The organism is Ruegeria sp. HKCCD4884 (genome assembly GCF_013110855.1).
Taxonomy (GTDB): domain Bacteria; phylum Pseudomonadota; class Alphaproteobacteria; order Rhodobacterales; family Rhodobacteraceae; genus Ruegeria.
In genome coordinates this window covers 200,719-212,964 of sequence record NZ_WVRJ01000001.1, presented here as the reverse complement: position 1 = coordinate 212,964, position 12,246 = coordinate 200,719, and the positions used below count along the sequence as shown (strand labels likewise).

General features: G+C 56.0%; 10 protein-coding genes and 3 tRNA genes. 8 read left to right on the top strand and 5 right to left on the bottom strand.

What is annotated here, in order from left to right:
• Positions 1–115 precede the first annotated feature (115 nt).
• Positions 116–700: a L,D-transpeptidase gene (locus GS636_RS01010; RefSeq protein WP_171089788.1), complete on the top strand. Its 585-nt coding sequence runs from the start codon at positions 116–118 to the stop codon at positions 698–700.
• Between the two features lie 66 nt (positions 701–766).
• On the opposite strand, the gene GS636_RS01005 is transcribed toward GS636_RS01010, so the two are convergent.
• Both GS636_RS01005 and GS636_RS01000 read right to left on the bottom strand, forming a co-directional pair.
• Positions 767–1,243, bottom strand: a complete 477-nt coding sequence (locus GS636_RS01005) for a fasciclin domain-containing protein (protein WP_171105223.1) — start codon at positions 1,241–1,243, stop codon at positions 767–769.
• 71 nt (positions 1,244–1,314) lie between these two features.
• Entirely contained in the window at positions 1,315–2,166 is an 852-nt protein-coding gene (locus GS636_RS01000) for a class I SAM-dependent methyltransferase (protein ID WP_171668148.1), read from the bottom strand.
• Positions 2,167–2,303: 137 nt separating this feature from the next.
• Here GS636_RS01000 and GS636_RS00995 point away from each other — a divergent pair, with 137 nt between their 5' ends.
• The 5 genes from GS636_RS00995 (at position 2,304) to GS636_RS00975 (ending at position 7,017) form a co-directional block, all read left to right on the top strand.
• Positions 2,304–3,419, top strand: a complete 1,116-nt coding sequence (locus GS636_RS00995) for a carboxylate-amine ligase (protein WP_171668309.1) — start codon at positions 2,304–2,306, stop codon at positions 3,417–3,419.
• Between the two features lie 102 nt (positions 3,420–3,521).
• The gene (locus tag GS636_RS00990) at positions 3,522–4,664 is read left to right on the top strand and encodes an acyl-CoA dehydrogenase family protein (RefSeq protein WP_171668147.1); all 1,143 of its coding nucleotides are present in this window, start codon (positions 3,522–3,524) and stop codon (positions 4,662–4,664) included.
• Between the two features lie 7 nt (positions 4,665–4,671).
• A complete protein-coding gene (locus GS636_RS00985; RefSeq protein ID WP_171668146.1) occupies positions 4,672–5,712 on the top strand; it encodes an enoyl-CoA hydratase/isomerase family protein in 1,041 nt (346 codons plus the stop codon).
• A gap of 3 nt (positions 5,713–5,715) precedes the next feature.
• Positions 5,716–6,591 (top strand): 3-hydroxyisobutyrate dehydrogenase, encoded by an 876-nt coding sequence (gene mmsB / locus GS636_RS00980; protein WP_171668145.1) that lies wholly within the window; start codon positions 5,716–5,718, stop codon positions 6,589–6,591.
• 102 nt (positions 6,592–6,693) lie between these two features.
• Positions 6,694–7,017, top strand: coding sequence for a hypothetical protein (locus tag GS636_RS00975; RefSeq protein ID WP_171668144.1), 324 nt, complete (start codon positions 6,694–6,696; stop codon positions 7,015–7,017).
• 16 nt (positions 7,018–7,033) lie between these two features.
• On the opposite strand, the gene uvrA is transcribed toward GS636_RS00975, so the two are convergent.
• From uvrA to GS636_RS00960, 3 genes are all read right to left on the bottom strand, one after another.
• A complete protein-coding gene (uvrA, locus tag GS636_RS00970; protein ID WP_171668143.1) occupies positions 7,034–9,892 on the bottom strand; it encodes an excinuclease ABC subunit UvrA in 2,859 nt (952 codons plus the stop codon).
• Positions 9,893–10,070: 178 nt separating this feature from the next.
• A tRNA-Asp gene (locus GS636_RS00965) sits at positions 10,071–10,147 on the bottom strand.
• A 45-nt stretch (positions 10,148–10,192) separates the two neighbouring features.
• Positions 10,193–10,269, bottom strand: a tRNA-Asp gene (locus GS636_RS00960).
• A 180-nt stretch (positions 10,270–10,449) separates the two neighbouring features.
• Between GS636_RS00960 and GS636_RS00955 the strand changes: the two genes are divergently transcribed.
• Positions 10,450–10,524: transfer RNA gene (locus tag GS636_RS00955), tRNA-Val, on the top strand.
• A 111-nt stretch (positions 10,525–10,635) separates the two neighbouring features.
• The gene (locus GS636_RS00950; protein WP_171668142.1) at positions 10,636–12,222 is read left to right on the top strand and encodes an APC family permease; all 1,587 of its coding nucleotides are present in this window, start codon (positions 10,636–10,638) and stop codon (positions 12,220–12,222) included.
• The last annotated feature ends 24 nt before the right edge of the window (positions 12,223–12,246 follow it).

Here is a 12,246-nt window from a genome sequence, read left to right as displayed (position 1 = left end):
ATCACAAGAAATTCAGACACGGCCCACTGGAAAAATGCCTCGAAGACAAATATTTTGTCCGCCAAGTGTGTACCGAGCAGTAAAATTATCGGAGGCAGTTTTGTCACATTCCCGTATGACCCGTCGTTCCGCCCTGTTGGGCGCAGCATCATTGGTGGCAACCCCTGCCCTTGTTCGGGCACAAAGCACCGATGCTTTCCCAGAAACGGAAGATGCCATCAGCACGCAATTGCCGGTACGCCGCAACGTGTCTTCCTTCTCGCAACAGAACTGGCAGGATCACTTTGATGAGCTTGGCGTGGGCTGCCTGCTGGCCGATATCACCAGCCGTGCTGTGCACTACTGGAGCCCGGACGGAACTTACAAGCTTTACCCAAGTTCGGTCCCGATGAGTGAAGAGCTCACCAAACGCGGTTACACAAAAGTCGTACGCAAAACCGAATTCCCAAGCTGGACACCAACGGCGTCCATGCGTGAGCGCGATCCCTCGTTGCCTGTACGGATGGAAGGTGGCGACCCTGGCAACCCATTGGGCACCCGTGCCATGTATCTGGGCTGGCCAGCTTACCTGGTTCACGGAACCCATGACACGCGCAAAATTGGTCGTCAGAGTTCGTCGGGATGTATCGGGCTCTATAATCAGCACGTGGAAGAGCTGTATCCGCTGGTTCAGATTGGGACACAGGTACGTCTGGTCTGATTTGCTAATCTCAAAAAGCAAAAGCCCCGGTCAATCGCCGGGGCTTTGTTGTTTTTGAACCGTGGTTTATTCCGGCAGGATAACTGCGTCGACCACGTGAATCACGCCGTTGCTTGCCTCAATATCGGCCTGCACAACCTTGGCATCATTCACTTTTACACCGTTTTTGGCGTTAACACTCAGCCGGTCACCCTGAACGGTCAGAACCTTGGCGCGCTTGCCAGCAATGTCGCCAGACATCACTTTGGCCGGCACAACGTGATAAGTCAGGATCGATACAAGCTGATCTTTGTTCTCGGGCAGCAGCAGGGATTCCACCGTACCCTCGGGCAAAGCGGCGAACGCCTCGTCAGTTGGGGCAAAAACGGTGAATGGGCCATCGCCCTTCAACGTGTCAACCAGACCAGCGGCCTGAACGGCAGCAACCAAAGTGTTGAACGATCCGGCGGCAACGGCCGTGTCGACAATATCAGCGGCCTGCGCCTTAAGCGGCATGGCAAATGCAAGTGCGGCGGCTGCGCCCATGAATGTGCGACGGAACATAGCTGTCATCTCCTCTCCAGCGTGTTATGGAAAGGGGTACGGACCTTTTGCCGCAGCGGATCACTCTGAAATCATTTTTCTTTGAGTTGCACCCAGATGCTCTGTGCTCGTCCTTCAGTCAGAAACGGTAAGGCGGCAACGGCATCCGGGCGTTCCTGTTGAAGGTAATACCCCGGCCAAAGCATTGAATACGCACCAGATTGCAGCAACGCGTGCAACATGTACTGCTCTCCCCAACCGGGGCAATCATAGAAGAAACGTTTGGGATATTCGTAGGGTAAAAAAACATCGTGCACATGAATGACCACGCCGGGTTTCAACGCCGGAATGATGCGGCAGAACAGATGGGCGACGTCATTGCTCATCCGTACAACGTGGCTTGAATCGATGAACAGAACGTCTCCGGCTTCAAGCTCGGCAAAAAGCGACGGGTCAACTTCTTCAAGACGTTTTTGTTCGAAGTGGTCCACGACATGGGCAATGTCGGCCCGCGGGTATGGGTCAATGGCAGTGATCGTGGTGTCCAACCCGCCGTCAATAATCGCTTGCCGGGTCACGCGGGTTGAGTTCCCGCACCCCACCTCGATCACGCGCTTGGGCTGAAAGCGGCGGTTCATCAGATACAACGCATCTGCATCCGGGCTGTCGTAATAGCCGTTGCCTGTGCGATAGCCAGTCTGATTGCGCGCCGGGTCTTTCAACGCCTGCAGATCCGCCTTGTGACGGTCATACTCCGTCACCAGTTGCGCGATGTCGAAACCTTCCATACCCGGAGATAACGCGTAGGCCGGGCGTGTCAGCCCTCCGGCAGCTTCAAAAGCCTCAAGCCGCGCGCGTTCATCCTTTTCGGTAACCTTGTCGATCAGCCTCACCCCCAACTCGTCCAGAGCGGCGTTAATCTTTGGGAATTTTCTGGGTTTCACGGCGATGGCTCCACGGTCTGTGCTGATCCGTTCCTTACAATTGCCGCCCGTACCAGTGCAAGGACAAGCCGGGCAAACCCTTGGCAAAAGGCAAATTTCCGTATTCACTGGATCGCACGACAGGCAAAGGGGTCGCCATGCAGCAGGAATTCACACTGGGCATTGAAGAAGAGTACCTTCTTGTAGATCGCGACAGCCTGCAATTGTCCGAAGCGCCCGAAGCGCTGATGGAGGCCTGTCAAAACGATTTCGAAGGTCAGGTGAGCCCCGAGTTCCTGCAATGTCAGATTGAAGTCGGAACGCGCCCGCACACCACCATCGCCTCGGCGCGGGAAGACCTGAAACGCCTGCGATCTTGCGTGTCAAAACGGGCTGCTGACTACAATCTGTCCCCCATCGCTGTGTCCTGTCATCCGTTTGCCAACTGGAAGGATCAACACCACACCCGTAAGGAACGGTATGACGCGCTGCAACACGCGTTAGGAGGCGTGGCGCGTCGCATGTTGATCTGCGGGATGCATGTGCATGTGGGGGTCGAAGACCCTGCCCTGCGCGCCGATCTGATGCCGCAGCTGTCTTACTTTTTGCCGCATCTTCTGGCGCTGTCCACATCGTCTCCCTTTTGGAACGGCGAAGATACCGGCCTTTCCTCTTATCGCCTGACCGTGTTCGACAACCTGCCCCGCACAGGCCTTCCCCCTATCTTCGGCAGTTGGAGTGAATACGAGCGCACCACGGGAATACTTGTGGATCTGGGCGTGATCGAGGACACAACCAAAATCTGGTGGGACCTGCGCCCGTCGCATCGCTTCCCCACGCTCGAAACCCGGATCATGGATGTACAGCCCCGACTGGAACACACGCTGTCCTTGGCGGCACTGGTTCAGGCACTGACCCGAATGCTGTGCCGACTGAAAGACCGTAACCTGCGTTGGCGTCAATATGATCGCTTCCTGATCGGAGAAAACCGCTGGCGCGCGCAACGTTATGGCGTGGGCGAAGGGTTGATTGACTTTGGCGACCGCTCAGTCAAACCGATGTCCGAACTGATTGGCGACCTGATGGGGTTGTTGGCCGAAGATACCGAAGCGCTTGGCACGATGACCGAACTGGCGCGTCTACGGCAGATTGCAGAAAACGGCACCTCAGCCACCCGTCAACGCCGGGTTCACGCCGAGGCTGTCGCGCGCGGAGACGACCCCGGGCAAGCCGTCGTGCGTCACCTGATCGAGGAATTTCACGCGGATCTCTAGGCTGCGCCGCCCTCTTCGCGACCCATTGTTGAGCCTGCAAAATTTCTGTAAGAATTCGGAAATAAACAACCGTTCAATTCATTGCCGACGGGAGGGAACGCCATGGATTTCGCACTCAGCGAGGAACAGACAGCCATTTTCGACATGGCCTACGCGTTTGGGCAGGAAAATATCGCACCCTTTGCGCGGCAGTGGGAATCCGATGGCACCATTCCAAAAACCTTGTGGCCACAGATCGGCGAGCTTGGCTTTGGGGCTTTGTATGTATCCGAGGACAGCGGCGGTTCGAACCTGACCCGCCTGGATGCCACCTTGGTATTCGAGGCGTTGTCGATGGCCTGCCCTTCGGTCGCAGCGTTCCTGTCGATCCACAACATGTGTGCCAAGATGTTGGACAACTTCGCGGATGATGACCTGAAGGCACGTATCATGCCCGATGTTCTCAGCCTCAATACGGTACTGAGCTATTGCCTGACCGAACCCGGTTCCGGCTCCGACGCGGCGGCCTTGAAGACACGCGCTGAGCGTACGAACGAAGGCTATACGTTGAACGGCACCAAGGCGTTCATCTCAGGCGGCGGATATTCCGACGCCTATGTCTGCATGGTGCGTACCGGCCAAGATGGCCCAAAGGGCATTTCCACCGTTTATGTTGAGGATGGCACACCCGGTCTCAGTTTTGGAGCACTGGAGGAGAAAATGGGCTGGAAAAGTCAGCCCACCGCGCAGGTGCAGTTCGACGATTGCAAAATCCCGGCTGGCAATCTTGTCGGCACCGAAGGCGACGGGTTCAAATATGCCATGATGGGCCTCGACGGCGGGCGACTGAATATCGCGGCCTGTTCGCTTGGCGCCGCTCAGGCTGGGTTGGATATGACGTTGCAATACATGTCCGAACGCAAAGCGTTTGGGCAATCCATTGATCAGTTTCAGGCCCTTCAGTTCCGACTGGCGGATATGGAGATTGAATTGCAAGCAGCACGGACCTTTCTGCGCCAAGCCGCGTGGAAACTGGACAACGGCGCGCCCGACGCCACGAAATTCTGCGCCATGGCCAAGAAGTTCGTAACCGAAACTGGATCGAAAGTGGTAGATCAGTGCCTGCAACTGCATGGTGGTTACGGATATCTTGCCGATTACGGCATCGAAAAGCTTGTGCGCGATCTTCGAGTTCATCAGATACTGGAAGGCACGAATGAGATCATGCGCTTGATCGTTTCACGCCAGATGCTTGCCAACCGCTGAGGCCCCAATGTCAGACATCGAAATCCGCACCACAGGACGTGCCGGACGCATCACCCTGACCCGTCCACATGCTCTGAACGCACTGAGTTACGAGATGTGCATGGCGATCGACACGGCGATGCGCAACTGGCGCGAAGACGATGCCGTTGACCTGATCATTCTGGACGCTGAAGGTGAAAAAGCCTTTTGCGCGGGCGGTGACATTGCCGAGCTTTATGATACCGGTACCAAGGGCGACTATTCCTACGGACAGATATTCTGGCGCGACGAATACCGCCTGAATGCGATGATCTTTGAATACCCCAAGCCGGTCATCAGCTTTCTTCAGGGCTTTACCATGGGCGGCGGTGTGGGCATTGGGTGCCACGGTAGCCACCGCGTTGTCGGGGAAAGCTCCAAAATTGCGATGCCCGAATGCTCGATTGGCCTGGTACCGGATGTGGGCGGATCGCTAATGCTGGCGCTCGCCCCCGGTCGGTTGGGCGAGTTTTTGGGAACGACTGGGTTCCGAATGGGACCTGCAGATGCAATTCTGGCAGGGTTCGCGGACCATTACATCCTTCAATCGCACTGGTCCGATCTGATTGAGATGCTGGAAGCCTCTGGCGACGCAGCGCTGATTTCACAACATGCCGAAACCCCACCCGCCGGAGAACTGGCTGGGTTGCAGGCCGACATTGATCAGCATTTCTCAGGCGAAACATTAGGCGACATCGTGACGAGCCTGCGCAACAGTGAGCAGGCGTTTTCACAGAAAACCCTGTCGACGCTGGGAAAAAACGCCCCTCTTTCCACGGCTTGTACGGTTGAAATGCTGCACCGTCTGCGCGGCCCCGCTTTGTCCATACGACGCGCCCTGGAGTTGGAATACCGTTTTACTCACCGGTCTATGGAACACGGAGACTTTTTGGAAGGTATTCGCGCGCAAATCATCGATAAAGACCGCAGCCCGAACTGGCAGTTTCCCGATATGAACGTCCCTTTGACGGCCGTCTCGAAAATGCTGCAACCGCTGGGCGCGGATACCCTGACTTTTGAGGAGGACTAAAAGATGCAAATCGGTTTCATTGGGCTGGGAAATATGGGCGCGCCCATGGCGGCCAACCTGGCAAAGGCCGGGCATCAGGTTCTGGGGTTTGATACCGCAGGCGTCAATGTAGAGGGTGTCACCCACGTCGAAACGGCGTCTGACGCGGTCGTGGGTGCTGATGCGGTCATCACCATGCTGCCAAACGGTGCTATTCTAAGGGCCGTTGCGGATCAGGTCATTCCTGCCATGTCGAAAGGGGCTGTGTTAGTCGACTGCTCGACAGTTGACGTGGACAGCGCGCGTGCGGTTGCGGATCAGGCTATGGGAGCCGGACTTTTGTCCGTGGATGCGCCGGTTTCCGGCGGTATCGGCGGTGCAGCGGCAGGTACGCTGACGTTCATGGCTGGCGGATCGAAAGACGCATTCGCAAAAGCTGCCCCCCTGTTCGAGATCATGGGGCAAAAAGCGGTTCACTGCGGCGAAGCCGGGGCCGGACAAGCCGCCAAGATCTGCAACAACATGATCCTTGGCGTCACCATGATTGCCACCTGCGAGGCTTTTGCACTGGCAGACAAACTGGGACTGGACCGTCAAAAGATGTTCGACGTGGTCAGCACGTCGTCAGGCTATAGCTGGACGATGAACGCCTATTGCCCCGCCCCCGGCGTTGGCCCGCAAAGCCCGGCCGACAATGACTACACGCCTGGATTCGCTGCCGAGCTCATGCTGAAAGACCTCCGTCTCAGCCAGCAAGCAGCAGACAGCGCTGATGCGGACACACCGATGGGTCAAATCGCGACTGCCCTGTACGAACAATTTGTTGAAAATGAAGACGGATTGGGCCGGGATTTCAGCGCGATGCTACCACGTTTTGAAAAACGTGGGCGCGAAGAGTAACGTCGGCGGCCTCTTGCCCAGCCGTTTGACAGACAGGCGGCAAGAGGCCATCTAACCGTCATGTTCCAAGGCGTCTTCAGCCTGTTCGCAAAGGAAAGCGGCATGACACAATCACTGGTGACAATTGCGATGCTTGCGGTCATGGCGCTTGCCCCAGTTACAGCCGTGGCCAAAAACAAAAACGGACATTGCCCACCGGGTTTGGCCAAAAAGTCCATTCCTTGCGTGCCGCCCGGTCAAGCAAAAAAGATCTATAGAAACGGTGATTTCATCCGAAACGATTATCGTTGGGTCGACAATCCTTATAGGTATGGGCTGAACCGGAACTATTCCTACATCCGCGCTGGCGACTATGTGTACCGGGTCGATCCCGATACACGTAAAGTGCTGAACCTGATCGGTGCGGTTGCCGATATTCTGAACTGAGCTGGCGTCGCAGCAGCTATTCTGCCGCGACGCGCGCGTTGTCCAACATCGATTTCAGATAGCGACCGGTATGGCTGCGCTCGACCATTGCAACATCTTCGGGTGTGCCTACGGCAACAATCTCACCACCGCCATCGCCACCTTCGGGACCAATGTCGATGATATGATCCGCAGTTTTCACCACGTCCAGGTTATGCTCGATCACAACAACTGTGTTCCCCTGATCGACCAGTTCATGCAGCACTTCCAACAACTTGCGCACATCTTCGAAATGCAGACCCGTGGTCGGTTCATCCAAGATATAAAGCGTCCGTCCGGTTGACCGTTTCGACAATTCTTTGGACAGCTTCACGCGCTGCGCTTCGCCACCAGACAGCGTGGTGGCTTGTTGCCCAACCTTGATATAGCCGAGCCCAACGCGGGCCAAAGCATCCATCTTATCGCGGATCGACGGCACGGCCTTGAAGAACTCCTGCGCGTCTTCCACGGTCATATCAAGCACGTCCGCGATGGATTTGCCCTTGAACTTGATTTCAAGCGTCTCGCGGTTGTAGCGCGCGCCTTTGCAAGTCTCACAAGTCACGTAGACATCGGGTAGAAAGTGCATTTCGATCTTGATGACACCGTCACCCTGACAGGCTTCGCACCGGCCTCCCTTAACGTTAAAGCTGAAGCGCCCGGGCTTGTACCCACGCGCTTTCGCCTCGGGCAACCCGGCAAACCAGTCGCGGATCGGGGTGAAGGCCCCGGTGTAAGTGGCTGGATTCGAACGCGGAGTTCGCCCGATCGGGCGTTGGTCGATATCGATAACTTTGTCTAGATGTTCTAACCCTTTGATTGTCTCACAAGGCGCAGGAGTTTGTCGCGCACCGTTCAGACGCATCGATGCGGTTTTGAACAACGTCTCAATCGTCAGCGTAGACTTACCGCCACCAGACACCCCAGTGACACATACAAACTTGCCCAAAGGAAACTCGGCCGTAACATTCTTGAGGTTGTTACCAGTGGCTTTCACCACAGTCACTTTCTGCTTTTTACCCGCGCGCCGTTCAGCCGGAACCGCGATTTCACGCGTCCCCGCCAGATATTGCCCGGTGATCGAGGCCGCATCACCCGTGATGTCCGCAGGTGTGCCATGACTGACGACCTGCCCCCCGTGAACGCCCGCTCCGGGGCCAATGTCGAACACATAGTCGGCCTCGCGGATGGCCTCCTCATCATGTTCGACAACAATCACCGTGTTGCCCTGATCCCGAAGGTTCTTGAGTGTCCCCAACAACCGGTCATTGTCGCGCTGGTGAAGGCCGATAGACGGCTCGTCCAACACGTAAAGAACCCCAGTCAAACCCGAGCCTATTTGGCTGGCCAAACGAATACGTTGGCTTTCACCACCAGATAGCGTTCCACTTGAACGCGATAGCGTAAGGTATTCCAAACCAACGTTATTCAGAAACCCAAGTCGTTCGCGAATCTCTTTCAGAATGGCGCGCGCGATTTCATTTTTCTGGGCGCTCAGATGGTTCGGCGCGTCCTCAATCCAGGCCAGAGCTTCCCGGATTGACATCTGCACCACCTGCCCGACATGCAGACCCGCGATCTTGACCGCCAGAGCCTCGGGCCGCAGGCGATACCCCTCACACGTGCCGCATGGACGGTTGTTCTGATAGCGTTCGAACTCTTCGCGAATCCACGCGCTGTCCGTTTCACGATAGCGGCGCTCCATATTCGGGATCACGCCTTCGAAACTGCGCGTCACCTGATAAACGCGTCCGCCTTCGTCATAGCGGAATTGGATCTCTTCATCGCCAGAGCCGCGCAGGAAAACCTGCTGCACCTTCTGGGGCAGGTCTTTCCATGGCGTGTTCTTGTCGAACTCATAATGACGAGCAATGGCTTCGATGGTTTGCAGGAAATACGGCGACTTGCCCTTGCGCCACGGCGCCAAGGCCCCGTCATAAAGCTTCAGCGACTGATCAGGCACCACAAGCCGCTCGTCAAAGAACAACTCAACTCCCAAGCCATCACAATCGGGGCAAGCCCCAAATGGCGCGTTGAAGGAAAACAGACGCGGTTCGATCTCGGGGATGGTAAACCCGCTGACCGGGCAGGCAAAGTTTTCGCTAAAGGTGATCCGCTCCGGATCGCCCTCACGCGGGGCCGTTTCCAGTATCGCAATACCGTCTGCCAGATCCAAGGCTGTGCGCAGACTGTCGGCCAAGCGGGTCTCCATACCCTCTCGCACAACCAGTCGGTCCACCACCACGTCGATGTCGTGCCGGAATTTCTTGTCCAGTGTCGGCGGTTCATCCAGTTCGTAGAACTCACCATCGACCTTAACGCGCTGGAACCCTTGTTTGCGCAGTTCCAGGAACTCTTTTTTGTACTCACCTTTGCGGTCGCGCACGATTGGGGCCAGCAGGTAACCTCGCGTGCCCTCCTCCATGGTCATGATCCGGTCGACCATGTCCTGTACCTGCTGCGCCTCGATCGGCTGTCCGGTTGCAGGGCTGTAGGGTGTCCCGGCGCGTGCAAACAGCAGGCGCAAATAGTCGTAGATTTCCGTAACCGTCCCAACAGTTGAACGCGGGTTCTTCGACGTTGTCTTCTGTTCGATGGAGATTGCCGGGCTCAGGCCGCTGATATGATCGACATCGGGCTTTTCCATCATATCGAGGAATTGACGCGCATAGGCAGACAAGCTTTCGACATAGCGCCGCTGCCCTTCGGCATAGATGGTATCAAACGCCAACGAGGACTTGCCCGAACCAGACAAGCCGGTGATCACCACCAACTGATCCCGAGGGATATCAACATCAATGCCTTTGAGGTTATGCTCGCGCGCGCCGCGCACCTCGATATTCTTCAGCTCAGCCATTTCCGGCCCCCAACAAATACGTCCCTCAGAAATAGGCGAGCAGAGCTGAGTCTCCAACAGAAAAGTTAGAACAAACTGTGAACAGACGGATTATTGCCGACACTTCCTGACATCATGCACAGCTACAATGCGCCAAGCGATCTGTTTCAGTGACGCAGGATGTTTTTTGAAGGGAAAATGGCGCGGTTGACGGGGCTCGAACCCGCGACCCCCGGCGTGACAGGCCGGTACTCTAACCAACTGAGCTACAACCGCGCATCTATTTTCGTGGCCTTTACCCTGGACCAAGGAGTGCAGCGATGGCGCGGTTGACGGGGCTCGAACCCGCGACCCCCGGCGTGACAGGCCGGTACTCTAACCAACTGAGCTACAACCGCCCGCTGCACGTTCATTGCTGAACGTTGGGGTGTATTATGGCTACGCTCGGGCAGCGTCAAGCGGCGTTTTGAAGTTTTTTGTCAGAATCCAGATTTTTGTTTGCCCGCCGTTTTTTGCACGCAGAACAAAGCCAAATCCACTTGCAGCCGAACCACAGGACAGATATCAACGCGTCCCATGGGTGATTAGCTCAGTGGTAGAGCGCTTCGTTCACATCGAAGATGTCAGGAGTTCAAATCTCTTATCACCCACCATTCCCGATCTAAGATTACGCTTGAAATTGAAAGGCTTGCCAGCTCGCGACCTGGATGACTATCGTGCACTATCGGCCAAGCCTTGTGCCGACAGCAACGTCAGAGGTCATCATGGCAGAGCTTAAGCGGGACATTGGCCTGATCGGACTGACGTTCATTTCGGTTGGAGGAATCATCGGTTCGGGCTGGTTGTTCGGCCCCCTTCTGGCGGTTCAGCACGCCGGGCCTGCGGCTATCCTCTCTTGGCTGATCGGTGCGGCTGCGATGTTCATCTTGGCGATCACATTCGCGGAAATTTCGGCCATGCTGCCCATTCCCGGCGGAATTGCCCGGGTCCCGCAGTTTTCGCACGGCAATATCGTTTCGATGGCCATGGGGTGGACGGCATGGATTGGCTACAACACCACTGCCCCCATTGAGGTGGAGGCGATGCTGAAATACCTCGCGCCTTACGCCCCCTGGCTGCACGCTGCCGATACCGGCGATCTAACAGAAGCCGGAGTTTTTGTAGCCCTTGTCTTCATGCTGCTTTTCGTTGCGGTCAACGCGCTTGGGGTCAAGTTCTTCACACATGTAAATGCGGCGCTGACCTGGGCAAAGATAGCTATTCCAGTGGTCCTGTCCGCATTGCTGATTGCCAGCCGTTTCAACGCCGACAATTTCACACAACCGGACGGCTTTGCTCCATATGGGCTGCAGGGAATCATGGCCGCGGTTTCGACCGGAGGCGTCATTTTCTCGTTCATAGGTTTCCGACATGTCGTTGATATGGCAGGCGAAGTGCGCAATCCAAAGTTCGCCATCCCCGCAGCATTGGTCCTGTCGATCATCATGTGCGCCGCAATCTATCTTGGCCTCCAGGTAGCTTTCATCGGCGCGCTGGATCCGTCACTGCTAACCAATGGTTGGGCACAGTTGAATTTTGGCGGCGAAGGCCCGTTAGACGCTGTAATCATATCGGTTGGATTGGTCTGGTTCATCAGCCTGTTGAACGTCGGATCAGTCGTTGGCCCCTTTGGCAACGGATTGGTCGCGACCGGGTCGAATGCCCGTATTGCCCTTGCCCTGTCCCAAAACGGTTTTCTGCCAAAACGTTTGCAAAACCTGTCTTCGTTTGGGGTTCCGGTATGGGCCTTGGCGTTGAATTTTTTGATCGGGACCCTGTTCCTTTTGACCGTTCCCTTTACCACCGTCATTGCCCTGAACGGTGCCGCTATTGTTTTGTCATTCGCGGTTGGCCCAATCGCCGTGGTTTGCTTAAGGGATCTTCTTCCAGACCAACCCCGTTCGATCCGCATTCCAGCGGTACGTCTGGTCGCGTTGACCGCCTTCGCCATTGCAACACTGATTGTGTATTGGAGCGGTTGGGACACCGTCTGGCGCCTTGGGATCGCGCTGATCGTCGGAAAAATTCTGCTGCTTATCCGGTTCCGGGGACGCCTTGATGAAATGGACCTGACCGAAGCCGTTTGGTTGATGCCTTACTTTGCCGGGCTCGGGTTAATTTCATTCCTGGGTCAATTCGGAACCGGGGCTTTGAAACAGATCCCGTTTGGGTGGGATATTATGCTTTGCGTCGTGTTTTCCGCCATCATCTTCGCGCTGGCCATACGTTCAGCGCTGTCGGATGAAAAATTCATGAAATACATAGCGGAAGAAGAAATACTTGATCCAAAACAGCCTGTAATCGGACTATAAAAAAAGGCAGAGGAACGCTCTGCC